This is a genomic window from Rhodococcus sp. HNM0569 (assembly GCF_012726205.1).
Taxonomy (GTDB): Bacteria; Actinomycetota; Actinomycetes; order Mycobacteriales; family Mycobacteriaceae; genus Rhodococcus_F.
The window spans coordinates 314,086-338,640 of sequence record NZ_JAASAE010000004.1; the positions used below are offsets into that span (position 1 = coordinate 314,086).

Below are 24,555 nucleotides of genomic sequence, written 5' to 3' on the forward strand. Positions count from 1 at the left end.
ACGGTCTTCGCGCCACACGAGTACGACCGGCGTCCCGCACGGGCACGGAGATCTGGGAGATGTCACGGTGCTACACAGGGATGCGGAACTGCAGGCGGGCACGGTGTATCCGGCCACGGCGGCGCAACGCAACATCTACTTCGGCCACGAGCTCGACAGCTCCGGGCACCTCTACAACATCGGCGTCTACACCGAGACCACGGGAGACGTCGACGCCGACCGGCTCGCCGAGGTGGCCGGGCAGATCGTCGCACGGTCGCAGCCACTGCACGTCAACTTCGAGATCTCCGACGCCGCCGCGGACGGCGCGGGTACCGCCGCAGCGTCCGCCGACGTGGTGCAACGTGTGCGCGACGACAGCGACTGGACCGTGCCCGTCGTCGACTTCGGCCACGAGGCCGACCCGTACGCCGCATCCGACGAGTGGATGCGCGCACGCATGTCGCGCAGGCTCGACCTCGCCACCGACCGGCTCTTCGATCTCGCGGTACACCGGCTCGACGCCGACACCGTCCGGGTGTTCCAGCAATACCACCACATCGTCAACGACGGGTACGGCATCGCGCTGGTCATCGGGCGCATCGCCCGCGGGTACCCACGCGAGCAGTCCGTCGACCTGGAACCCGGCTGGACGCTGCCGGTCTACGTCGCCGCCGACGCCGACTACCGCGCGAGCGAGCAGTTCGCCGCCGACCGTGCCTACTGGCTCGCCGAACTCGCGGATCTTCCCCAGTCGAGCACCCTTTCGCGCGTCGGCCCGCCGCCCGGACCCGCGCAGCCGGTGATCCTCGACCCGATGGTGCTCGACCTCGACCGCCGGATCCCGCTCGAGCAGTACGCGCGCGAACACGGGATGCGGCTCACCCACCTGCTCGTCGCGCTCGCGGGCGCGTACATCGCACGCATCACCGAGCGCGACGAGGTCGTGCTGTCGCTGCCCACCGCCGCCCGCGGCGATCGGGTGCTGCGCACCCTCCCGTGCATGGCGTCGAATGTCGTGCCGTTGCGGTTCCCCGTCGCTCACGGCGCGCGGCTCGCCGAGGTCGCCGACGGTGTGGTCGGGAAACTGTGGAATGCGATGCGTCACGGTCGTTATCGCGGCGAGGACATCGGTCGCGCGATCGCCGAGCGCACCTCGCCTGCGGCCGGGGCGGCGGCGCCCGGGGAGACGGCGTGGCGCCCGCCGTCCATCGGCGTCAACATCGTGCCGAACCCGACTCCGCGCAACGCGATCGGTCGCGACACCGTCGCGACGCCGCTCTCGTGGGGTCCGGTCGGCGAGCTCGAAATCACCGTTGTGACACCGAATACGGGTGATCCGATCACCGTCGGAATGCGCGCCCACCCGGACCACGTGGACTCCGCGATGCGGTACGCGCAAGGGCTCGACGCGTTCGTCGACGACTTCCTCGCCGATCCGGACGCCGACGTCTGGCAACTCGGCCCCACCTCGGCGGTCGACGCGGCTGCACACGACGCGCACGACACCAGCGGGGTGGGGCCGCTCGCCGCGCTGCCCGCGATCACCGCGGTGCGCGAGAGCGGCGAGGCGCCCGGCGACCGCGTGCACACCGCGCGCCTCGGCATCCCGCACGGCGGCGACGTCGTGGCTGCACTCGACGCCGTGCTCGCCCACCACGACGTGCTGCGCGCCCAGCTCACCGCACCGGTGCCGACGCTGTGGCTGCTCGATGTCGCGCCAGTCGGGACGCCGTGCGCCGCAGACCTTGTCGCGAGCATGGACCGACCGGACCCACTGGCGCGCCGCGTCCTCGCGATCACCGGACGGGGTGCTACCACGCTCGACGTCGCGGGTTCCGTCACTCTGCTCGACGCCCGCTCGTGGCGCATCGTCGTCGCCGACCTGCGCGCGGCGCTCGCCGCCACCGCAGCAGGCCGCATCCCCGAACTCCGGCCGGTTCCGGTCTCGCTCGTCGCCCGTGCCCGGCAGTTCACGCAGGCCGCAGCGTCACCCGAACTCCTCGCCGAGCTCGACGAGTGGACTCACGTGCTGGAAGTCGCGACGCCACTGTTCGCCGACCCGCCTTACACGAGCAGCGACAGCGAAACCGTCGCACTGGCGGTGGGCCGCAGGCTCGTCGACCGCGCGGCCCGCGCGGCGGGCGTGTCCGCACGCGAGCTCTACACGGTCGTCACCGCCCGTGCGCTCGCCCGCTGGACCGGACAGACCGACGGTGAGATCGTCGTCGACCTCCACGACGAGGGTCGCGCGGCGGTGGAACTGTCGCGGCTCGCGGGCCCGCTGTCGTGGACCACGCCGGTGCGGATGCCACTCGGTGGCACGATCGACGATGCCGTCGTGCGGGTCGGCCGCCGCTCGCCCGGCGAGCACTGGGCGATGTTGCGGTACGCGAATGTGGTGGCCGGGCCCACGCTCGCGGCGCTGCCGCGCCCCGAGGTACTCGTGCGGATCGGCGGCGACAGGCTCACCCACTACGCGCTCGACGTGCACGTGCGGCCGGACGGCTCGGCGGTCGAACTCAGCCTCGCCGGCGCACCCGTGAGCCGGCCCGGCGCCGCCGGGAGGCTCGACGAGCTCGCCGGTCATTGGAGTGCCGAACTCGCCGCGGTGGTCGACTCCCTGGCGGGACACGTCCGTGGCCTCGCGCCCGCCGACCTGCGGCACATCACGCTCACCGCCACGCAGATCGCGGCGGTCGAGGCCGCCGCGGACACCGAACTCGCGGACATCTGGCCGCTGTCGCCGCTGCAGCGCGGCCTGCTGTTCCAGTCGGTGTTCGAGCGGGGGCGCCCCGATTCCGGGACGATCGACACCGATGCAGGCGACGCCGATACGAGCACCGACATCTACACGGCGCAGTTCACGCTCGACTTCGGTGGTCGCGTCGACGTCGAGCGCATGCGTGCCGCCGCCGCGGCGCTCGCGCACGAGAACCCCACGCTGCGTGCCGGATTCACCGACGCGGGCCTCGACGAGGCCGTGCAGTTCGTCCCGCGCGCCGTCGAGGTGCCGTTCACCGTGATCGACCTCACCGACCTGCCGGCCGCGCAGCAGCATGCGCGCGCGGCCGAACTCGCCGAACGCGACCGGCGCACGCCGTTCGATCTCGCGCGGCCGCCGCTGTGGCGCATGATGCTGCTCCGCACGAGCGCACTCGACCGACTCGTCGTCAACCGCGAGTTCATCGTGTTCGACGGGTGGTCGGGAGCGCTGTTCGTCGACGCGCTCCTCGCGCACTACGCCGGCGACGAGTTCGCGCGGCCCGAGGCCGCCTACACCGACTATCTCGCCTGGCTCGCGACCCGCGACGACGACGCGACACGGCAGCAATGGCAGCGCGGGCTCGCGGACGTCGAACCGACCCTCCTCGCCGGCTCGGTGGCGGGCCGCGGCGCCGTCGTGCCCGCGCGCATCGAGTCGTACGTCGACGACGGCCTCACAGGCGCGCTGCGCGAGCGCGCCCGGTCGACGGGCGTCACCCTCAACGCACTGATGAATGCCGCGACCGGCCTGCTCGTCGCGGCCGAATCTGGCCGCACCGACGTCGTGTTCGGCTCGACCGTCGCGGGCAGGCCCGCCGATGTGGTCGGCCTCGACCGCGTCGTCGGCATGTTCCTCAACACCGTGCCGATCCGGGTCGCGCTGCGCCCGGACGAGACGGTGACCGCGCTGCTGCGCCGCATGCAGGACGAGTACGTCGACCGGATGGACATCGAGTATCTCGGTCTCGGCGACATCCAGCAGGCCACCGGACACACCGAACTGTTCGACACGCTCTTCGTGCTGCAGAACTTCAAGGACGCCGCGCGGATGCGTGCACAGTCCGAGCGCTACGGCATCGTCGGCGAGGACAGCCTCGACCACACCCACTACCCGCTGGCCGTCGTCGTCTCGCCGGGCGAGCGCCTGCACGTCAAGATCGACTACCGCACCGACCTGGTGACCGCCGCGCGGGCGCATGCGCTGCACGAGCGTTTCCTCGCCGTGCTGCGTTTCCTCGCACACGCGGGCGACGCTCTCGCCGTCACGGCGCCGACGCTCACCGACGCCGAAGCGGCTGCTGCACAAGACGAATGGTCGACTCCGCTGCCTCCGGTCGAGGACGTCACGATCGCCGAGATGCTGATCGCGAAGGCCTCGGCCGTGCCCGACGAGATCGCGCTGGTGTCCGGCGACGCGCGCTGCACCTATGCCGACCTGGCCCTGCGTGTCGACGCGCTCGCCCGCGCACTGCTCGGACGCGGGGTGGGCCCGGAGGACGTCGTGTGCCTCGGCGTCCCGCGGTCGATCGACACGGTCGTCGCGCTGTTCGCGGTGCTGCGTACCGGCGCCGCCTACCTGCCGCTCGAACTCGACCAGCCGGACGGGCGTCTGCTCACCGTCGTCGACGACGCGGCGCCCGCACTGTTCGTCGTCACCGATGCGGTACGCGAACGGCTCGCGCTCGACGAGAATCGCTGCCTGACACCGGACCAGGGTGCCGGGCCTGCGCTCACCGCGGCCGAATGCGTTCCTTTCGCGCCGGGCACGCCTGGGCGCCTCGACCGGCCCGCATACGTCATCTACACGTCGGGATCGACCGGAAAGCCCAAGGGCGTCGTCACGCCGTACCGCGGCCTGACCAACATGCAGCGCAATCACCAGGCCGCGATCTTCGGCCCCGCGACGGCAGGGCGCGGCCGCATGCGCATCGCGCACACCGTGTCCTTCGCCTTCGACATGTCGTGGGAAGAGCTGCTGTGGCTCGTCGAAGGCCACGAGGTGCACGTGTGCGACGAGGACCTGCGCCGCGACGCGCGTGCGCTCGTCGACTACTGCGACGCGCACGCGATCGACGTCGTCAACGTCACGCCCACCTACGCGACCGCACTGTTCGCCGAGGGGCTGCTCACCGAGTCCGCACACGCGCACCGGCCGCCGCTGGTCCTGCTCGGCGGTGAGGCGGTCGCCGACTCCGTGTGGAACCGGTTGCGCGACACCGAGGGAACGCTCGGGTACAACCTGTACGGGCCGACCGAGTACACGATCAACACACTCGGCGGCGGCACCGCCGACAGCCCTGCACCCACCGTCGGTACGCCGATCCGCGCGACCCGTGTCCACATCCTCGACCCGTGGCTGCGGCCCGTGCCCGACGGTGTCGCGGGCGAGCTGTACGTCGCGGGTGCCGGCCTCGCCCGGGGATACCTGCGCAGGCCCGACCTGACCGCCGACCGGTTCGTCGCCGACCCGTGCGCGCGCGGCGCCGAGACCGGCGCCCGCATGTACCGCACGGGTGACCTCGTGCGGCGGCGCGGCGACGGCAACATCGACTACCTCGGACGCGTCGACGACCAGGTCAAGATCCGCGGCTATCGTGTCGAACTCCACGAGATCGACTCCGTGATCGAAGGATTCGGCACGGTGGCCGCCGCCGCCGTCGTCGCGGTCGACGACCCGCTCGTGCCCGGCACGAAGCGGCTCGCCGCGTACGTGGTGCCCGCGGACGGCTACGTCGAGGCGGACGTGCTCGCGCACGTGCGCGCCGAGCTGCCCGACTACATGGTTCCCGCGCGACTGCAGAGTGTCGACCACCTTCCGACGACCGTCAATGGCAAACTCGACGTCGCCGCACTGCCCGCGCCCGCACTGCCGTCGGCCACCGGCGGCCGCGCCGCGCAGACACCGGCCGAACACGCACTCGCCTCGATCTTCGCCGACGTCCTCGATGTCGACGAGGTGGCCGCCGACGCCGACTTCTTCGAACTCGGCGGGCATTCGATGATCGCGATGCGCGTCGTGAGCCGCGTCCGCTCGGAGCTCGACGTGCAACTCACGATCCGCGATCTGTTCGAGGCTCGGACCGTCGAGGGCCTGGCGCAGCGGCTGCCTGGCGCGGCAGCTGCGAGGCCCGCGCTCACGCCGCGTGAACGGCCCGCGCTCGTCCCGCTGTCGGCCGCGCAAGAGCGGCTGTGGACGGTGCAACAGCTGCACGGCGATTCGTTGCCGTACCACTACGCGCACGTCGCGACGGTGCACGGTCACCTCGATCCGGACGCGTTCGTCGCGGCCGTGCGGGATGTGCTCACGCGGCACGAGAGCCTGCGCACCAGGATCGACGTCACCGACGGGATCACCCACCAGCATGTGGTGGACGCCGACAGCGCACTCGACGTCACCGTCGCCGCCGCCGCACCGGACGACGTGCGTGGCCTCGTCGCGGCCCGGCTCACCGCGCCGTTCGACCTGCGCCGCGACACCCCGCTGCGGGTCGCGGTCTACCGCGTGGCCGAGACCGAAGGGCCCGCCGCCGCGACGGGGGAGCCGCAGCACGTCGTGGCGCTCGTGTTGCACCACATCGCGACCGACGAATGGTCCGACATGCCCCTACTGCGTGATCTGACCCTCGCCTATCTCGCGCGGGCACGCGCCACCGAGCCCGAGTGGGCGCCTCTTCCCGTGCAGTACACCGACTACACACTGTGGCAGCGCGCGCTCGCCGCCGACGGCACCCTCGACGCGCAACTCGATTTCTGGACACGCGAACTCGACGGCCTGCCCGTCGAAACCGACCTGCCACGCGACCGTGCCCGTGGCGAGCGCGCGACCGGCGCCGCGGGTCACGTCCGGCTCGACCTCGCCCCGCACACCGCGGCGGGCGTGCGGGCGCTCGCCGATCGCGCGGGCGCGTCGGTGTTCATGGTGCTGCATGCCGCCGCGGCGGCCACGCTGGGCAGGCTCGGCGCGGGCGAGGACATCGCCGTCGGCAGTCCCGTGTCCGGACGCAGCGACGCGGCACTCGACGATCTCGTCGGCTTCTTCGTCGACACCGTGGTGCTGCGCACCGACCTCGGGGGCGACCCGACATTCGCCGAACTCGTCGAGCGGGTGCGCGACGCGGACCTACGGGCGATGGAACACCAGGACGTGCCCTTCCAGGACGTCGTCGAGCGGCTCGCGCCGCCGCGTGTCGAGGGCCGCAATCCGCTCTTCCAGGTGATGGTGGGGTATCTCCAACGGCCCGCCACGACACCGGATTTCCTCGGTCTTCGCAGCGAGTGGGAACCACTCGTGAGCGTCCGCGCGAAGTTCGACCTCGGCCTCACCTTCGTCGACGCACCCGACACCGGCTCGCTCACGATCGCCGCCGAGTACGCCGAGGATCTGTTCGACGAGTCGACCGCATACATGATCGTCGAGTCGCTGACCCGGATGCTCGCGCGGACCGTCGACGATGCGGCGCAGCGCGTCTCGGACATCCCGCTGCTCACCGACGACGAGACCCGTCGTGCGCTCGGGCTCGCGACCGGACCGGTGCGCGAGTTCGCGCTCGCGCCGCTGGGTGACGCCCTCACCCGCGCGGCGCGCGAACACGCCGAGTCGATCGCCCTGGTCGAAGACTGCGCCGGACGGACGCTCGGCTACCGCGAACTCGACGCCGCCTCGCACCGGTGGGCGCATGCGCTCGTGGCGCGTGGTGTGCGGCCCGGAGACGTCGTAGCCGTGGCGATCCCGCGCTCGATCGACCAGTTCGTCGCGATCCATGCCGTCCTGAAGGCCGGTGCCGCCTACCTGCCGATCGACACCGCGCTGCCCGACGAGCGCATCCGGTACCTGCTCGGCGACGCGAGGCCGCTGTGCGTGCTCGCGACGCGCGGGTTCGACGCGTCCGTCACGAGTGCGCCGGTCGTCGCCGTCGACGAGCCCGAAGCGCGTGCGCAACTCGACGCGCAACCGGACGAGCCGGTGCACACGAGTGCCGGACTCGACCACCCGGCGTACGTCATCTACACCTCCGGGTCGACCGGCACACCCAAGGGCGTCGTCGTGTCGCACCGCGCGGTCGCGAACCGGCTCGCGTGGGTGAGCGACGCCCGGCCGATCACGCAGGCGCACACGATGATCGCGAAGACCCCGGTCAGCTTCGACGTCTCGGTGTGGGAGCTGTTCTGGCCGTTGCTGTCCGGGGCGCGCGTGGTGCTCGCGCCGGTCGACGCGCATCGCGACCCGCACGCGCTCGCCGACGTGCTCGCGCGCCGCGCCGTCACACACGCGCATTTCGTGCCGTCCATGCTCGAAGAACTGCTCGCCGCGGCGGCGGAGCGACCGGGCGAGCTCGAGTACGTCGCGTGTAGCGGCGAGGCGCTGTCGGTGGCAACCGTCGCGCGCGTCGCGCGACAATGGCCCGGTGTACAGGTCGACGACCTGTACGGACCCACCGAGGCGGCGGTCGAGGTCACCCGTGCGGACTCCGTCACCACGGGCCGGCACGGAGGCATCGGCTCGCCGGGTGCCAATGTCACGACCTACGTGCTCGATACGCGGCTGCGTCCGGTGCCCGCAGGCGTGCCCGGTGAGCTGTGGCTCGGCGGCGTCCAGGTCGCGACGGGCTATCTCGGCCGACAGGTGCTCACCGCGGAGCGTTTCGTCGCCGATCCGTTCGGCGCACCCGGCGCTCGCCTCTACCGCACGGGCGACATCGTGCGGGTACGCCGCGACGGCGCACTCGACTTCCTCGGCCGCGCGGACGACCAGGTGAAGGTGCGCGGTATGCGCATCGAACTCGCCGAGGTCGACGCCGTACTCGAATCCGTACCGGGGGTGGGCCGCGGCGTGGCTGCGGTACACCGCAGCCCTGCGGGCCCCGTCCTCGTCGGCTACGTCGTGACCGCCGACCTCGAACCGGCCGCGGTACGCGACGCACTGCTCGGTCGCGTCCCCGACCACCTCGTGCCGTCCGTCGTGCTCGGAATCGACAGGGTCCCGGTGTCGGTGCACGGAAAACTCGACCGCAAGGCCCTGCCCGCACCTGATTTCGCGTCGCACGAGTCCCGCGCGCCGCGCCCCGGTCTCGAAGCCGACCTGTGCGCGCTGTTCGCCGACTCTCTCGGCCGGTCCGCCGACGAGCCGCCCGTGGGCGTGGACGAGAACTTCTTCACGCTCGGCGGCCACTCGCTCGCCGCGGTGCGGCTCGTGAACGCGGTCGATTCGCGGCTCGGTATCCGGCTCTCGGTGCGTGACGTGTTCGACGCCCCCACACCGGAACTTCTCGCCCGCGTCGCCGAGCGGGCAGCCGTGTCGGTGCGGCCCGCCGTGCGCGGATACGAGCGGCCGGCACGGCTGCCGGTCTCCTACGCGCAACGCCGCATGTGGCTCGTCGACCAGTTGTCCGCGGCGGGCGCCGCGTACAACGTTCCGGTGTCGTGGCGCGTCGACGGTGTGCTCGACGACGTCGCCTTCCGTGCCGCACTGCACGACGTCACGATGCGGCACGAGGCGCTGCGCACCCGCTTCCCGGTGGGCGAGGACGGCGAGCCGTACCAGGACGTCGTCGAGCCCGACGATGCCGCGGTCCCGGTCGAGGTCGTGTCCGTCGGGGGAGCGGCCGGGGGTCGTGCCGAGGGAGCCGGAGGCCGTGCCGAATCCGCCGCCGTCGCCGCATTCGTCCGCAGGCCGTTCCGGTTGCGCGACGAGATCCCGATCCGTGCCGCGCTCGTGCGCGCGGACGGCGCCGACTCGACGGTCGTGGTGATCGTGGTGCACCACATCGCGATCGACGAGTGGTCGACGCCCGCGCTCGTCGAGGATCTCGCGCACGCGTTCGCGTTGCGTCAGCTCGACCGCGCGCCCGAGTGGGAGCCGCTCGAGGTGCAGTACGCCGACTACGCACTGTGGCAGCGCGCGGTGCTCGGGGATCCCGCGGACCCGCAGTCGACGGCGCGGCGCCAACTCGACCACTGGCGCGCCGACCTCGCGGGCATCCCCGACGAGCTCGCCCTGCCGTACGACCGGGCACGACCCGCGCGGTCGACGTTCGCAGGCGACGCCGCGCCGATCGTCGTCCCCGCCGAGGTCGTCACCCGGCTGCGCACGGTCGCCTCCGAGACGGGCACGAGCATGTTCATGCTCGTGCAAGCCGCGGTCGCGGTGCTGCTGCAGCGGTTCGGTGCCGGCACCGACATCCCGCTCGGCACACCGGTGTCCGGGCGCACCGACGCCGCGTTCGAACGGCTCGTGGGATTCTTCCTCAACACGCTCGTGCTCCGTACCGACCTGTCGGATGACCCGACGCTGCGCGAACTTCTCGCGCGCGTGCGCGCCACCGACCTCGCGGCCTTCGACAACCAGGACGTGCCGTTCGATCACGTCGTGGACGCCGTGAGTGCGGACGCCGACGACCGGCCCGGGCCCGCGCACCCGCTGTTCCAGGTGATGGTCGTGTACCTGACACAGCCCGGACCCGACCGCTTCGACGGTGCCGCACCGTATCCCGTCGCCGCGCAGACGTCGAAGTTCGACCTGTCGTTCGACTTCGTCGAGTTCGCAGGCACCGACACCGTCGTGGGCCTGCTCGAGTACAGCACCGAACTGTTCGACCGTGCGACGGCCGAGCGGCTCGCGGCCGGTGTCGTCGCGGTCCTGTCGGCATTCGCCCGCGAACCGCTGGAACGCGCGGTCGCCGCCCTCGACGTGCACCTGGGTACCGAACCCGCGCACCTCGCGCTGCCGGATCCGTCCGACGCGGGCGGCGACGGCGTGGCCACCACCCTGCCGGACCTGCTCGACGACGCGGTCGCGCGCTTCGGTGAGCGGGCCGCGTCGGTGGCAGGCGAGCACCGAATCACATTCGCCGAGTTCGGTGCCCGTGTCCACCGGTTCGCGCGTGCTCTGATCGGCCACGGAGTCGGCCCGGAGACCACCGTCGCGCTGCTCGTACCGCGCGGCGTCGACGCGCTCGTCGCGGTGTACGCGATCGCCGCAGCGGGCGGCGCGTACGTGATGTGCGATCCCGGCGCGCCACGCGAGCGCATCGCGACGATCGTCGAATCCGTGCGTCCCCGACTGGTGCTCGCGACCGGCGACCTCGCGACCCGGTTCGGGCCGCTGCCTGCGCTGGTGCTGGATCCGTCGGTGGCCGAGGCCGACGCGCTCGCGCTCGCGTCCGGTCCCGTCGCACAGCACGAACGGACCACCCCGCTGCGTCCCGACCACCCGGTCTACGTCGTGCACACGTCGGGATCGACGGGAGCCCCGAAAGCCGTGGTTGCCACGCATCGCGGCCTCGCCGCGCTGTACCGCAGCCACCGCCGCGCGCTGCACGTGCCGACGCAGCGGCGCGCCGGGCGTGACCACCTGCACGTCGGGCACGCGTGGTCGTTGTTCTTCGACGCGGCGTGGCAGCCGCAACTGTGGATGCTCTCCGGGCACACCGTGTGCCTCGTCGACGACGACACGCGGCGCGACCCGGCCCGGACCGTCGCCCAGGCACGCGCGCAGGGTTGGGATTTCGTCGAGGTCACGCCGTCTCATCTCGCGCAGCTGCTCGACGCCGGACTCGTGCCGGACGGGGGCGCCCCCGCCGCGCTGGGCTTCGGCGGCGAGGCGGTCGCGCAACCCCTGTGGGACCGATTGCGCGCGATGGCTCCCGCGACCGAGTCGTACAACCTGTACGGCCCGAGCGAGAGCACCGTCGATTCGCTCGTCGCGCGGGTGAGCGACGCATCCGCCCCGGTCGCGGGCCGGGCCGTCGCGGGCACCGCGGTGCGAGTGCTCGACGAGCGGCTGCGGCCCGTTCCCGTCGGTGTGGTCGGCGAACTGTACGTCACCGGCGCGGGTCTCGCGCGCGGCTATCACGGCGAGTCCGGGCGCACCGCAGAACGATTCGTGCCGGACCCGTACGGCGACGGTGCACGTATGTACCGCACCGGCGACCGGGTGTCGTGGACGGCCGACGGCGCGGTCCGCTACCGCGGTCGCGACGACGATCAGGTGAAGGTCCGCGGGTACCGCGTCGAACCGGGTGAGGTGGCAGCGGCGCTGCTCGCGCACCGCGACGTGTCCGACGCCGTGGTCGTCGCACGCGACGACATGGGTGTCCCGGTCGCACTTGCCGCGTACGTCGTGCCCGCGTCCGGCCGCTCGGTCGACGGTGACGAGTTGCGTGCCGCGCTCGCGAAGGTGTTGCCGGCATACATGATTCCGTCGGGATTCGTGGTTCTCGACCGGCTGCCGACGCTCGCGAACGGCAAGCTCGACCGGCGCGCTCTGCCCGTACCCGAGCGACATTCCGGCGCGTCCTACCGTGCGCCGGTGACCGACGCCGAGCGGATCGTGTGCCGCCTCGTCGGCGACGTTGCCGGCGTGCGCGTCGGGCTCGGCGACAGCGTCGTCGATCTCGGACTCGACAGCATGGCGGTGATGCGGCTCGTCGGCGCGGCACGACGCGAGGGCCTCGAACTCGACGTCGCGGACGTCTTCACCACGGGCTCGATCGAACTGCTCGCGGCGCGCGCCGCGAGCGCCGACACAGCTTCAGAGATCCCGAACCGAACGAGAGGAACCCGATGATGTTCGCGCATTCAGGAAGGGACGGAGTGAATCCTGCGGGTGTCCGACGAAGAATCGGCGCTCTGCTCGCCGCCGCGGTGCTCGTGACCGGCCTCGCCGCGTGCGGCAGCGACGAAGACACCACGTCCGGCGCCACCGATTCGTCCGACGTCGCTGCGGGCGCCTACCCGGTGACGGTCTCCGGCAAGTTCGGCGACGCGACGATCGATGCCCAGCCGGTGCGGGCGCTGCCCTTGTCGCCGCAGGACGCCGACATCCTGCTCTCGCTCGGGATCGTCCCGATCGCGATGCCCACCGACCAGCAGAACCTCGCGGCCACCGGGGGCACCGGTATCTTCCCGTGGGAGGAGGAGGCGCTCGGTGGGGAGCGGCCCGAACAACTGCAACTGCAGAATGCGGCGTCCGCGGCCGAGAAGATCGCCGCCCTCGAACCCGACGTGATCGTCTCGACCGGATTCTGGGGACTCGACCAGGCGACCTACGACCAGTTGAGTGCGCAGGTACCCGTCGTGCACTTCGACTCCAAGGCCAACGGCGAGCCATGGCAGGACTCGACCCGCAAGGTCGCGCAGGCACTCGGCATCCCGGGCAAGGCCGACGAAGTCATCGCGGCCGCCGAGGCCAAGGCAGCCGACGCGAGGGCGGCTGATCCGCAGTTCGCAGGCAAGACGTACAACGCCCTGATCGGCGACCTCGGCGGCGGCCAGATGGCGGTGCTCGCGTCCGACGAGCGCGGCATCGGCCAGTTCGTGTCGTCGCTCGGACTGGTCCTCGCGCCGTACGCGACCACGCTGCCCGTCGACGCCGACGGTCGTGGCATGGTGAGCTACGAGAATCTCGGCGACCTCGACGCGGATGTCGTGTTCGTCGTGACCCGCACCGACGACATGGGGGATTACACCAAGTTCGAGGCGTGGAACGGTCTACCGGCCGTCCAACGGGGTTCCGTCGTGCAGCTCGCGCGCACCTCGGGCCTGCCGAACGCGCTCGGCTTCCCGTCCGCACTGTCGCTGTCGTGGGCCACCGACCAGGTGGTGCCGACGATCTCGACGGCGCTGGCGGCCGAGTGACGCCGAACACGACCACCCACTGATTTCCGACACGAGAGGCGGCAGCGAGACACGCGTATGGCTGCGAACCGGGTACTGATCGACCTCCGACCGCTCAAGGTGAGCGCGCCCTTCCGGCGCGTCTTCGTCGCCCGCACGATTTCGATCTTCGGCATCGGGATGCTCGCGGTCGGCGTTCCGATCCAGGTGTACGACCTGACGGGATCGTCGTTTCTCGTCGGCGCGGTGAGTGCCGCCGAGGGCATCGCGTCGATCGGCGGCATGCTCCTCGGCGGAAACCTCGCCGACCGTTACGACCGCAGACGGCTGATCCTGTTCGCCCGCACGGTCTCCGGGCTCACATTCGTCGGGCTCGCGCTCAACGCGATGTCGGCGTCGCCGTCGGTCGTCGCGATCGTGGTGCTCGCGGTGATCAACGGCTTGATCGGCTCGATCAGCGTGTCCGCACTCATGTCGGTCATCCCGACGCTCATCCCGCGTGAACAACTGGTCGGCGCGGGGGCGATCAACGTGCTCGGGGCGCGGCTGGGCTCGGTGCTCTCGCCTGCGCTCGGCGGTGTCGTGATCGCGGCAGGCTCGGTCGCATGGAACTACTGGATCGCCGCGATCGGCACCGTGATCACGGTGACCGCGCTGTGGGGGCTGCCGTCGCTTCCGCCCGCGACCCACCACGGCGACGGTGACGACGGCCCGAAGGAAACCTCGGTGCTGCGCTATCTCGTGCAGGCGCGCGTCGTGGGCGGTGTCATCGTCGCGGGCACCGTCGCGATGCTCGGTGGCGGCGTGCTCGTCCTCGTGCCCGCATTCGTCGCACAACGTTTCGAGTCCGATTCGCGGGTGACCGGCCTGCTGTACGCGGCGAGCGCGGTCGGTGCCGTCGTCGTGACGCTCACGAGCGGGATCCTCGGCCGCGCGTCGCGTCCGGGGCTCGTGCTGCTCTCCGCGCTCGTCGCCGGTTTCGCGGTGCAGGCGCTCGTCGGGTTCACCACGATCGTCGCGGTCACGATGCTTGTGATGGTCGTCGCAGGCGCCGTCCTCTCGGCGCAGGAGATCCTGCGGTTCTCGCTCATCCAGTCGCACACGCCCGCGCACCTGCGCGGTCGGGTGAGTGGTCTGTGGACGGCGCAGGAGGTGGGCGGCATGTCGATCGGTGCGCTCGTCGCCGGCGCGTACGGCACGTGGTTCGCACCCGACCGCGCGATCGTCTGGTACAGCGTGAGCGCGCTCGCGGTGGCGCTCGTCGTGTTCGCGCTCTTCGGGGCGCTGCGCCGCGTGAGTGCAGTCCGCGAGCCCGACGCGGCGGTGCGGTGACACTCGCTCGCGCCGCGCGACGTGTCTGCGCGGTGGTCGGCGTCGTCGCGGCGCTGGGCGGTGCGGGCGCCGTGGTCGCGCATTACGTGGGCCCGGTCAGCAATGTGCTCGTCAAGGCGTCGTCGTTCGTGCCGTTCGGGGTCGGTGCCGCGCTGCTCGGTGTCGTGCTGCTCGTGTGCGCCCGGCAACGGATCCTGGCGGCGGTGGCCGCATTGATCGCGGTCGCCGCCGTGTATACGCAACTGCCGCTGTTCGTGGCGGACGAGCCCGATGTGCCGGGCGTCGCGGGGGAGCCGATCACGCTGATGCAGGCCAACATCCGGCTCGGGGAGGGGGACGTCGACGCGGTGGTCGATCGTGTGCGGTCGAGCGGCGCGGGCATCCTGACGGTGCAGGAACTCACCGACGACGCCGTCGTGCGGCTGCGTGCCGCGGGCGTCGACGCGCTGTTGCCGTACCAGTACCTCGCGCCGAAACCGGACGGAGGCGGCGGCACCGGCATCTACAGCCGTTATCCGCTGCGCGACGAGCAGACCCTGCGCGGCTACGAGATGGCGAATCTCACCGCGCGTGCCGATCTCGGGGACGGCCGCTCGATCAGCGTCGCGGCCGTGCACCCCCTGCCGCCCTATCCGTCGCCCGCGTGGATGTGGGCGGCCGAGATGGGCCGTCTCGCGGGTGATCTGCACGATCTCGCGGCACGAGGGGTGCCCGTGCTCGTGGGCGGCGACTTCAACTCGACGTGGTCGCACTCGCGCTACCGCTCACTGCTCACCGACGGTTATCGCGATGCCGCCGATCTCGCCGGTGCGGGCCTCGTGCCGTCGTACCCGACCGACACGGCGTTTCCGCCCGTCGTCGGGATCGACCATGTGGTCGTGCGGGACATGACGATCGACTCGTTCGACGCGGTCGATCTGCCGGGTTCGGATCACCGCGGCCTGCTGGTGACCGCGACTCCCCATTACCGCGAGTAACAGCTGCAATTCCTCGGTCCTGCCTGGAGCACTGCCTGACTCGCGCACTCCTTTTGCCGGAACCGTCCGTGGTCCGCTCGCCGGAGTGGTGGAGTGGGAAGCACGGACCGATCGATGGACGAGGAGGCTCGAGATGCGTGGTGTCGTCCTGAACGCGCCGGGCGAGGTGCAGGTCGTGGACCGTGCCGACCCGGTGATCGTCGAACCCACCGATGCCGTCGTCCGGGTGACGGCGACGTGCGTGTGCGGCTCCGATCTGTGGCCGTACCGCGGCCTCGAATCCGTAGACGGACCGGCGCCGATGGGGCACGAGTACGTGGGCATCGTCGAGGAGGTCGGTTCCGGTGTCGCGGAGATCAGGCCCGGACAGTTCGTGATCGGCTCGTTCTTCGCGTCCGACAACACGTGCGAGATCTGCCGCGCCGGATACCAGAGCCGATGTGTGCACAACGTGCCCATGGGTGGGATCGGCACCCAGGCGCAGTACGCGCGCATACCGCTCGCCGACGGCACGCTCGTCGCGACGCCCGGGGTGCCGGACGACGCGCTGGTACCGAGCCTGCTCGCGGCATCGGACGTGCTCGGGACGGGGTGGTTCGGCGCGGTGGCCGCCGACGCCGGGCCCGGCAGGACGGTCGCCGTCGTCGGCGACGGGGCGGTCGGACTGCTGGCCGTCCTCGCCGCCGCGACGCTCGGCGCCGAACGCATCATCGCGATGAGCCGGCACGAGAGCCGTCAGCAACTTGCCCGTGAGTTCGGCGGCACCGACGTCGTGGCCGAACGCGGCGACGACGGGGTCGAGCGAGTCAAGGAGCTCACCGGTGGCCTCGGCGCGCACAGTGTCGTCGAGGCGGTGGGCACGCAGGAGTCGATGATGCAGGCGATCCGGTCGACGCGTCCGGGTGGGCACGTCGGCTACGTCGGGGTGTCGCACGACGTGCGACTGCCGGGCGCCGAACTGTTCTTCGCCGAGGTGCACCTGCACGGCGGGCCCGCTCCGGTACGCCGGTTCCTGCCGGAGCTGGTCGACCTGATCTGGAACGGCACGATCGACCCGGGCCGCGTCTTCGACCTGACGTTGCCGCTCGAAGAGGCGGCCGAGGGATACCGCGCGATGGACGAGCGCCGGGCGATCAAGGCGCTGCTGCGTCCGTAGACCTGTGGGCGAGACGCACGCCATAATGACAATCATTGTCGTTATGGCGCATGATGGCGGTCGACATCACTGCGACTATCCCCGGAGGCCAGCATGAAGGTCCGTGCTTCGTTGAAATCGCTCGCAGCCCAACCCGGCTCGCAAGTCGTGCGCCGCCGCGGCCGCGTGTTCGTCCTCAACAAGAAGGATCCCCGGTTCAAGGGGCGTCAGAAGTAGGACGCGCGCCTCGGGTCACACGAAATCGGCGAGTGCGTCCAGATAGCGCGTTGTCATTCGGTTCTGCACGAGGCGTGCCGCGGGGCCCGCGACCGCGGTGAACCAGCGGCCCGGCCGTGACCACGCAACGATCTCGCCCCACACTGCGCCGTCGGCGTCGAGCGAGACGACGAACGCCTCCTCGCCACGCTCGGGGTGCCCGCGCAGGGTGCCGTATGCGAAACCTGCGCGACGCGTGCCGTCCTCGGCGCGGTCGTCGATTTCGTACACGACACGGCAGGGGGCCTCGAACGGTACGCCCGCAAGACGAACGGTGACGAGAACGACGGCGCCGATCGCCGCGTGTTCGGTCGTCGCGGCGACGTGCAATCCGGCTTGTTCGTGCATGCGCCAGTGCGCGAGGGCTCCGCTTGCGGATGCGAAGGCGGCGGCGCCGACGCCGAGGCGTCGACGCTGCCGCACTTCCCGGAACCCGGGAGGTCGTTGTCCACCGGCCGTCATCCCGGGGTGCGGGTAGGACAGCTCCGCTGCGGCAAAGCGGCCTGGTGCGAGGTAGGAGACCAGTTCAGAGATCCTTGCTGCGGTCGATATTCGTCATCGCGAGGACGTCGAGCTTCTCGTCGAGCTGTTCCTCGGTGAAGTCGGGGCCGAGCAGGCCCATGTCGATGACGGTCTGCCGGATCGTCTTCTTCTCCTTCAGTGCGGTCTTCGCGACCGCGGCGGCCTTCTCGTACCCGATCATCGAGTTGAGGGGCGTCACGATCGACGGCGACGACTCCGCGAGTGTGCGCAGGTGCTCGTCGTTCGCCTTCAGGCCCGCGATGCAGCGATCCGCGAACAGGCGCGACACGTTCGCCAGCAAACGGAACGACTCGAGCAGGTTGCGCGCCATCATCGGGATGTAGACGTTGAGTTCGAACGCGCCGTTGGCCCCGCCCCATGCGACGGCGGCGTCGTTGCCCACCACCTGCGCCGCGACCTGCGTGACCGCTTCGGGGAGAACAGGATTGACCTTGCCGGGCATGATCGAGCTGCCCGGCTGCAGGTCCGGCAGGTGGAGTTCGGCGAGGCCGGTCAGCGGACCCGACCCCATCCAGCGCACGTCGTTCGCGATCTTCGTGATCGACACCGCGATCGTGCGCAGTGCGCCCGACGCCTCGACGAGGCCGTCGCGCGCCGCCTGCGCCTCGAAGGCGTTCGTCGCGTGGCTCAACGAATCCAGGTTGGTCGCCTTGGCGAGTTCCGCGACGACCTTCTCGCCGAACTCGGCAGGTGCGTTCAGTCCGGTACCGACGGCGGTGCCACCGATCGGCAGCTCGCCCAGGCGCGGCAGCGTGGCGTTCACGCGCTCGATACCTGCCTCGATCTGCCGGGCGTACCCGCTGAACTCCTGGCCGAGGGTGACCGGTACCGCATCCATCAGATGTGTGCGGCCGGACTTGACCACCTCGCGCCACTCGTGGGCCTTGTCGCGCAATGCGAGGCGCAGATGATCGAGAGCCGGAATCAGGTGTGTGACAGCGGCTTCCGTGGCGGCGAGATGGGTCGCGGTGGGGAAGGTGTCGTTCGACGACTGCGACATGTTGACGTCGTCGTTGGGGTGTACCTGCACACCCGCGCGCGCCGCGATCGACGCGATGACCTCGTTGGTGTTCATGTTCGAGCTCGTACCCGAACCCGTCTGGAACACGTCGATCGGGAACTGGTCGTCGTGCTTGCCGTCGGCGATCTCCTCGGCGGCCGCGATGATCGCGTCGGCTTTCGCAGGATCGAGCTTGCCGAGGTCGCGGTTGACACGCGCGCATGCGGCCTTGAGGAGTCCGAGAGCGCGGATCTGCCGACGCTCGAGCGGCCGCTCGCTGATCGGGAAGTTCTCCACGGCGCGCTGGGTCTGCGCGCGCCACAGCGCGTCCGCGGGCACCCGCACCTCACCCATGGTGTCGTGTTCGATGCGGTAGTTCTGGTCGCTGGATTCGCTCATACCCCACACTTTCCCACTCGGGGCGGAAAGTGTGGGGTGCTTCGTCGACGTCGGAACGACGCGGGTCAGAACGACGGGGGAATGGCTCCGTCGACACCGTCGAAGTCGACGGCCGAGTACTCGCGCAGCTTCTCGAGCCGGTGGTACGCGTCGATCATGCGGACCGTGCCCGACTTGCTGCGCATCACGAGCGACTGCGTCGACGCGCCGCCGCCGTAGTAGCGGACACCGCGCAGCAGGTCGCCGTCGGTGACACCCGTCGCGCAGAAGAAGACGTTCTCGCCCGACACGAGATCGTCGGTGCACAGCACGCGGTCGAGGTCGTAGCCCGCGTCGATCGCCTTCTGGCGTTCCTCGTCGTCCTTGGGAGCGAGCCTGCCCTGCAGGGCACCGCCCATGCAGCGCATCGCGGCGGCCGCGATGATGCCTTCGGGCGTGCCGCCCGTGCCGATCAGCATGTCGGTGCCCGACTCGGGGCGTGCCGCCGCGATCGCGCCCGCGACGTCGCCGTCCGAGATCAGCCGGATGCGCGCACCCGTGTCGCGGACCTGCTGGATCAGCTCGCTGTGGCGGGGGCGGTCCAGGATGCACACGGTGACATCCGACACCGACGACTTGCGCACCTTCGCGACGCGCTTGATGTTCTCGGCGACCGGCGCGGTGATGTCGATCAGGTCGGCGGCCTCGGGGCCCACCGCGATCTTCTCCATGTAGAACACGGCCGACGGGTCGAACATCGAGCCACGCTCGGACACCGCGAGCACCGAGATCGCGTTCGGCATCCCCTTCGACATGAGGGTGGTGCCGTCGACCGGATCGACCGCGAAGTCGCAGTCCGGGCCGTCGCCGTTGCCGACGTTCTCGCCGTTGTAGAGCATCGGCGCCTCGTCCTTCTCGCCCTCGCCGATCACGACGATGCCGTTCATCGAGACGCTCGAGACGAGCTCGCGCATCGCGTCGACGGCGGCGCCGTCGCCACCCTCCTTGTCGCCCCGGCCGACCCAGCGACCGGCTGCCAGAGCACCCGCCTCGGTGACGCGGACCAGTTCGAGCGCCAGGTTACGGTCCGGAGCTTCGCGGCGACTCGACTCGGTGCTGGCCGTCATGGGCTGTGCCTCCTGCTGGGTGGGCGGACGATGTGACGAGCCGGCGTCGGGCACCGGCGGGTGTCGTCATTGTCGCACTCGGGGCCCGCGCGGCCGGTCGAGGGTCCCGGTCGGGCCGCCGGAGGGAGGGCGTCCACGCTGCAGAATCGCGCGATCTGGATACTGGACCCGTGGCCTCCTCGAAACCCCGCATTCTGAACAGCAACCGCGACATGCTGTGGTCGCTGATTCCGCTCGCGCTGTTCGCCGTGATCATCGCGGGCATCGCGAGTCAGTGCACGTTCAGCCCGGGTGGGCCCACCACCGGCCCCATCCCGAGTTTCGACGTCGACGCCGCGCTCGACTACGACGCGCAGACGCTGCCGTTCCCGGTGCGCAACCCCGAGATTCCCGAGGGGTGGACACCCAACTCGGGCAGCCGCAGCATCGTCACCGGCAACGACGGCGGAGACGCCACGACGGTCGGCTACATCGACACCGCGGGGCGCTACCTGCAGCTGACACAGAGCAACGCCGCCGAGGACGAGTTGGTGCGCTTCGTCGCGGGCGAACCGCGCAGCGCGACCGGCACCGAGAACGCCGGCGGGCAGACGTGGATCGTGTACGGCGGCGCGGATGTCGAACCGATCTGGATCAGCGACTTCGGTGACGTGCGCGTGCTGCTCACCGGCGCGGGCGACGACGACGCCTTCCGCACCCTGGCCGACGCGGTGGCCGCGGCCGAGGTGCCGGCGCCGTAATTCGCTCCGATCGCGCGAGCCCGGCTCAGCCCTCGCCGGCCGCGTCGTCCGTATGCGCGGCGATGGCCTTCTCGACACGTGCTCGCGCCCCGGCGAGATGCTCTTCGCACCGCGTGGCGAGCGCCTCGCCGCGCTCCCACAGCGCGAGCGAGGCGTCGAGATCGAGTCCGCCCTGCTCGAGCACTTTCACGACATCGACGAGTTCGTCGCGCGCGGCCTCGTAGCCGAGGCTGCCGACCGCGATCTCCTCGCCGCTCGCTGCGTCGTTCTCGCTCACGTGTGCTGGTCCTTTCCCGTCACGGCCGGTCCTTTCCCATCACCGCTGCGCGCACCGCGCCGTCCGCGACCCGCACCCGCAGTTGGGTGCCCGGTGGTGCGTCGTCGACCGCGCGCAGCACCTCGGGGTCCGACCCGGGCACGATACGTTGCACGACGGCATACCCTCGCGCGAGGGTCGCCGCAGGTCCGAGCGTTGCGAGCCGTGCGCGCAGGTGTGCGCCCGACGTCTCCTCGGCCGTCAGGACCCGTCCGACATCGCGGCGCAGGTGGCTGCGCAGCCGTTCGATCTCGTCGACCCGACGGTCGAGCGCCTGCAGCGGATTCGCGAGTACCGGCCGGCTGCGCAACTGCGAGACGCGGTATTCCTCGCGGTCGACCCAGTTGCGCAGCGCCGCCGTGGCGCGCGCGTGCAGCTCCCGCACGAGTGCGCGTTCGGCGGCCGCATCCGGCACGACGCGCTTGGCCGCATCGGTGGGAGTGGCGGCCCGCACGTCCGCGACGTGGTCGAGCAGCGGACTGTCGGGTTCGTGCCCGATCGCGCTCACGACCGGCGTGCGGGCGGCGGCGACCGCACGGATCAGCGCCTCGTCCGAAAACGGCAGCAGATCCTCGACGGAACCGCCGCCCCGCGCGACGACGACGACGTCGACATGTTCGGCGCGGTCGAGTTCGGCGAGTGCGTCCACGATCTGCGGCACCGCGGTGGGCCCCTGCACGGCGGTGTTGCGCACCTCGAAACGCACGGCGGGCCAGCGACTGCGCGCGACCGACATGACGTCGCGCTCGGCGGCACTCGCGCGCCCGGTGACCAGACCGATCGTGCGCGGCAGGAACGGCAGTGGCCGCTTGAGTCGGGGGTCGAACAGGCCCTCGGCGGTGAGCAGTGCGCGCAGCCGCTCGATGCGCGCGAGGAGCTCGCCTATTCCGACGGGCCGGATCTCGGTGACTCGCAAGGACACCGAACCGCGACCGGTGTAGAAGGACATCTTGCCGAACATCAGTACCCGGCTGCCCTCGGTGAGCGGCACCGGGGATTCCTCGAGCAGTCGCGGCGAGCACGTGACCGACAGCGACATGTCGGCTGCGGGATCGCGCAGGACCAGGAACGCGGTGCGCGTGCCGGGACGCGCGTTGATCTGGGTGATCTGGCCCTCGACCCAGATGCTGCCGAGACGGTCGATCCACTGCGCGACCTTCATCGCCACCGACCGCACCGGCCACGGATGTTCGGCCGAGTTCGGGGGAGTGGGAGTGCCGGCGGGAGACGAACTCACTTGGCCTTGGCGGTCGAGATGCGATTCTCGAGCATCGTCTGGAACGGCGCGCGCGCCGACGTCGCGTTCTCGTAGTCGAGCAGTGTGGTGAGTTCGTCGATCGACAGTGTGCGCAGCCGCGCCCGCAGTTGCGCGAGCGTCAGCTCCGGATAATCGAGGTACTCGACTACCTCGGGCACGGTCACCTCGGGCGCCGTCGCGGCGGGCGGGGTCTCCTCGGGGCTCAGCGAGTACAGCGCGAACCGGCCCGGCTGACCGGTGGCCTCGTCCGACACAGGCTCGCCGTCCCCGTCCGGTACTGATTCGTCGTCCCCGTCCGACACAGGATCGTCGTCGAACACGGCCCACTCGGGCTGCTCGTCGCGCGCACACCCGGCGAGGTCGAAAACCTGATCGCCCTTGATCGCGAGCGACGTGACCGACTGCTGCACGCGCATCGTGGTCTGCAGCGCATGACTGACGGCGGTGACCGGGAACGACACGGCCGTCGACGGCAGTTTGCGCAGTTCCTCGACCGCGGTGGCGGCGAGACCGGCGGCGACGCGAGCAGCGAAGGGCGGACGGATCATGTCCACAAGGGTGCACGACATCGCCCGGTTTGGGTAGTCGGGACGGGCCGCGAGTCGGCTTCCCGGCGCCCGGTCCCGGCGCGCTGCCCGTACCCTGGAGGCATGTCTTCGGCTGTCCCCCTCGAAGTGGGTATCTCTCGTTCCGCCGATTCCGGTCCGGCGGGCGGCAAGCGTGTGCTGCTCGCCGAGCCCCGTGGCTACTGCGCGGGCGTCGACCGAGCCGTCGAAACCGTGGAGAAGGCGCTCGACAAGCACGGGGCGCCGATCTACGTGCGCAAGGAGATCGTGCACAACCGGCACGTGGTGGAGACGCTCACCGAACGCGGTGTCGTGTTCGTCGACGAGACGGACGAGGTGCCCGACGGCTCGTTGCTCGTGTTCTCGGCGCACGGCGTGTCTCCCGCCGTCCACCAGGCCGCAGCGGCCCGCAATCTGCAGACGATCGACGCGACGTGCCCCCTCGTCACCAAGGTGCACCAGGAAGCCAAGAGGTTCGCGCGCGACGACTACGACATCCTGTTGATCGGCCACGAAGGCCATGAAGAGGTCGAGGGCACGGCGGGCGAGGCGCCCGATCACGTGCAACTCGTCGACGGCCCCGACGCGGTCGACGCCGTCACCGTCCGCGACGACTCGAAGGTCATCTGGCTGTCGCAGACCACGCTCAGCGTCGACGAGACGATGGAGACGGTCGCCCGGCTGCGCACGAAGTTCCCGCATCTGCAGGACCCACCGTCCGACGACATCTGTTACGCCACCCAGAACCGTCAGGTCGCGGTCAAGGCGATGGCCGCCGAATGCGATCTCGTGATCGTCGTCGGGTCGCGCAATTCGTCCAACTCGGTGCGCCTGGTCGAGGTCGCGCTCGGTGCGGGAGCCAAGGACGCGCACCTGGTCGACTACGCCCGCGAGGTGGACCCGGAGTGGCTCGACGGTGTCACGACGGTCGGCATCACGTCCGGCGCGTCGGTGCCGGAGATCCTCGTGCGCGGCGTCGTCGATCTGCTTGCCGAGCACGGCTTCAGCGACGTCCAGTCGGTGACGACCGCCAACGAAACCCTGGTGTTCGCGCTTCCGCGCGAGCTGCGCAGCCCGCGCCGCTGACCCCGCTCGCGCGGGGAGCGGTGACTCAGCGGTCGAACTCGCGCGGGGGCCGCTCGTCGCGATAGCGCACGCGCGGCATGGGACGCGCGGGCATCTCCTGCCGCCGCGCCTGGGACGGCGAGTTCCAGTCCTCTCGCATCGACGCGCGCGGCATCGTGCCGGGTTCGGGCGCCGGCCGACGCCGACGCGGCATCGACGCCTTCGGCGCGGCCGTCGGTTCGGGGCGCGCCATCGGTGCGGGCTCGGGCCGCGCTTCGACGCGGCGGCCCGCCGGGGTCTCCGGTCGGCGTTGCGGCGGCGGGCCGGGCTGTGCGCGAGGAGTGGCGCGAGGTTCCGGAGCCGGACGGGCGTCGGGTGCGGCGGTGCGCCGCCGGGGCGCCGGGGCACGTCCGCGCACCTTCTGATGGGGCTCCTCGGCGGCGGCAGGGCCGGACGCGGGCCGTGCGCGCCGACGGCGTCGCT

14 protein-coding genes and 1 pseudogene are annotated in these 24,555 nt (G+C 71.1%); 8 read left to right on the top strand and 7 right to left on the bottom strand.

Translation table 11 applies throughout. From position 1 onward, the window contains the following. Window positions 1–67 precede the first annotated feature (67 nt). From HCA44_RS08405 to ykgO, 6 genes are all read left to right on the top strand, one after another. Window positions 68–12,310, top strand: coding sequence for an amino acid adenylation domain-containing protein (locus HCA44_RS08405; protein WP_346764639.1), 12,243 nt, complete (start codon window positions 68–70; stop codon window positions 12,308–12,310). Window positions 12,311–12,336: 26 nt separating this feature from the next. Next, entirely contained in the window at window positions 12,337–13,380 is a 1,044-nt protein-coding gene (locus tag HCA44_RS08410; RefSeq protein ID WP_346764640.1) for an ABC transporter substrate-binding protein, read from the top strand. A gap of 57 nt (window positions 13,381–13,437) precedes the next feature. Beyond that, entirely contained in the window at window positions 13,438–14,691 is a 1,254-nt protein-coding gene (gene entS, locus HCA44_RS08415) for an enterobactin transporter EntS (RefSeq protein ID WP_169648072.1), read from the top strand. Then, on the top strand, window positions 14,688–15,668 hold the full coding sequence (locus tag HCA44_RS08420; protein ID WP_169648073.1) for an endonuclease/exonuclease/phosphatase family protein: 981 nt from the start codon (window positions 14,688–14,690) through the stop codon (window positions 15,666–15,668). Before entS ends, HCA44_RS08420 begins: the two co-directional genes overlap by 4 nt. 133 nt (window positions 15,669–15,801) lie before the next feature. Next, window positions 15,802–16,824, top strand: a complete 1,023-nt coding sequence (locus HCA44_RS08425) for a zinc-dependent alcohol dehydrogenase family protein (RefSeq protein ID WP_169648074.1) — start codon at window positions 15,802–15,804, stop codon at window positions 16,822–16,824. Window positions 16,825–16,917: 93 nt separating this feature from the next. Then, the gene (gene ykgO / locus HCA44_RS08430; protein WP_169648075.1) at window positions 16,918–17,040 is read left to right on the top strand and encodes a type B 50S ribosomal protein L36; all 123 of its coding nucleotides are present in this window, start codon (window positions 16,918–16,920) and stop codon (window positions 17,038–17,040) included. A gap of 15 nt (window positions 17,041–17,055) precedes the next feature. Here the strand turns inward: ykgO and HCA44_RS08435 are convergent, their stop codons facing one another. The 3 genes from HCA44_RS08435 to glpX all read right to left on the bottom strand — a co-directional run bounded on the left by HCA44_RS08435 (window position 17,056) and on the right by glpX (window position 20,127). Next, window positions 17,056–17,631, bottom strand: coding sequence for a DUF1990 domain-containing protein (locus tag HCA44_RS08435; RefSeq protein WP_346764644.1), 576 nt, complete (start codon window positions 17,629–17,631; stop codon window positions 17,056–17,058). Then, entirely contained in the window at window positions 17,606–19,021 is a 1,416-nt protein-coding gene (locus tag HCA44_RS08440) for a class II fumarate hydratase (protein WP_169648077.1), read from the bottom strand. Before HCA44_RS08440 ends, HCA44_RS08435 begins: the two co-directional genes overlap by 26 nt. 65 nt (window positions 19,022–19,086) lie before the next feature. After that, window positions 19,087–20,127: a class II fructose-bisphosphatase gene (glpX, locus tag HCA44_RS08445; protein ID WP_169648078.1), complete on the bottom strand. Its 1,041-nt coding sequence runs from the start codon at window positions 20,125–20,127 to the stop codon at window positions 19,087–19,089. Window positions 20,128–20,297: 170 nt separating this feature from the next. Between glpX and HCA44_RS08450 the strand changes: the two genes are divergently transcribed. Beyond that, complete coding sequence (locus tag HCA44_RS08450; protein ID WP_169648079.1) at window positions 20,298–20,867, top strand: DUF4245 domain-containing protein; 570 nt, start codon at window positions 20,298–20,300, stop codon at window positions 20,865–20,867. 25 nt (window positions 20,868–20,892) lie between these two features. Here HCA44_RS08450 and HCA44_RS08455 read toward each other — a convergent pair whose 3' ends face one another. From HCA44_RS08455 to HCA44_RS08465, 3 genes are read right to left on the bottom strand one after another with little or no spacing between them, the layout of a single operon-like run. Beyond that, a complete protein-coding gene (locus tag HCA44_RS08455; RefSeq protein WP_346764641.1) occupies window positions 20,893–21,144 on the bottom strand; it encodes an exodeoxyribonuclease VII small subunit in 252 nt (83 codons plus the stop codon). Between the two features lie 19 nt (window positions 21,145–21,163). Next, window positions 21,164–22,420 (bottom strand): exodeoxyribonuclease VII large subunit, encoded by a 1,257-nt coding sequence (xseA, locus tag HCA44_RS08460; protein WP_169648080.1) that lies wholly within the window; start codon window positions 22,418–22,420, stop codon window positions 21,164–21,166. Continuing rightward, window positions 22,417–22,989: a lipid droplet-associated protein gene (locus HCA44_RS08465; RefSeq protein ID WP_169648081.1), complete on the bottom strand. Its 573-nt coding sequence runs from the start codon at window positions 22,987–22,989 to the stop codon at window positions 22,417–22,419. The genes xseA and HCA44_RS08465 overlap by 4 nt, the downstream gene beginning before the upstream one ends. A 102-nt stretch (window positions 22,990–23,091) precedes the next feature. On the opposite strand from HCA44_RS08465, the gene HCA44_RS08470 reads away from it, so the two are divergent. Further along, window positions 23,092–24,093 (top strand): 4-hydroxy-3-methylbut-2-enyl diphosphate reductase, encoded by a 1,002-nt coding sequence (locus HCA44_RS08470; RefSeq protein ID WP_169648082.1) that lies wholly within the window; start codon window positions 23,092–23,094, stop codon window positions 24,091–24,093. Between the two features lie 25 nt (window positions 24,094–24,118). Here HCA44_RS08470 and HCA44_RS08475 read toward each other — a convergent pair. Further along, window positions 24,119–24,555, bottom strand: a pseudogene (locus HCA44_RS08475) (hypothetical protein); the annotation flags it as partial.

Excerpts from the sequence above, each read along its gene's own strand:
- entS (WP_169648072.1), top strand. The coding sequence starts at position 13,438 with ATGGCTGCGAACCGGGTACTGATCGACCTCCGACCGCTCAAGGTGAGC.
- HCA44_RS08465 (WP_169648081.1), bottom strand. The coding sequence starts at position 22,989 with ATGATCCGTCCGCCCTTCGCTGCTCGCGTCGCCGCCGGTCTCGCCGCC.
- glpX (WP_169648078.1), bottom strand. The coding sequence starts at position 20,127 with ATGACGGCCAGCACCGAGTCGAGTCGCCGCGAAGCTCCGGACCGTAAC.
- HCA44_RS08425 (WP_169648074.1), top strand. The coding sequence starts at position 15,802 with ATGCGTGGTGTCGTCCTGAACGCGCCGGGCGAGGTGCAGGTCGTGGAC.
- HCA44_RS08470 (WP_169648082.1), top strand. The coding sequence starts at position 23,092 with ATGTCTTCGGCTGTCCCCCTCGAAGTGGGTATCTCTCGTTCCGCCGAT.
- ykgO (WP_169648075.1), top strand. The coding sequence starts at position 16,918 with ATGAAGGTCCGTGCTTCGTTGAAATCGCTCGCAGCCCAACCCGGCTCG.
- HCA44_RS08440 (WP_169648077.1), bottom strand. The coding sequence starts at position 19,021 with ATGAGCGAATCCAGCGACCAGAACTACCGCATCGAACACGACACCATG.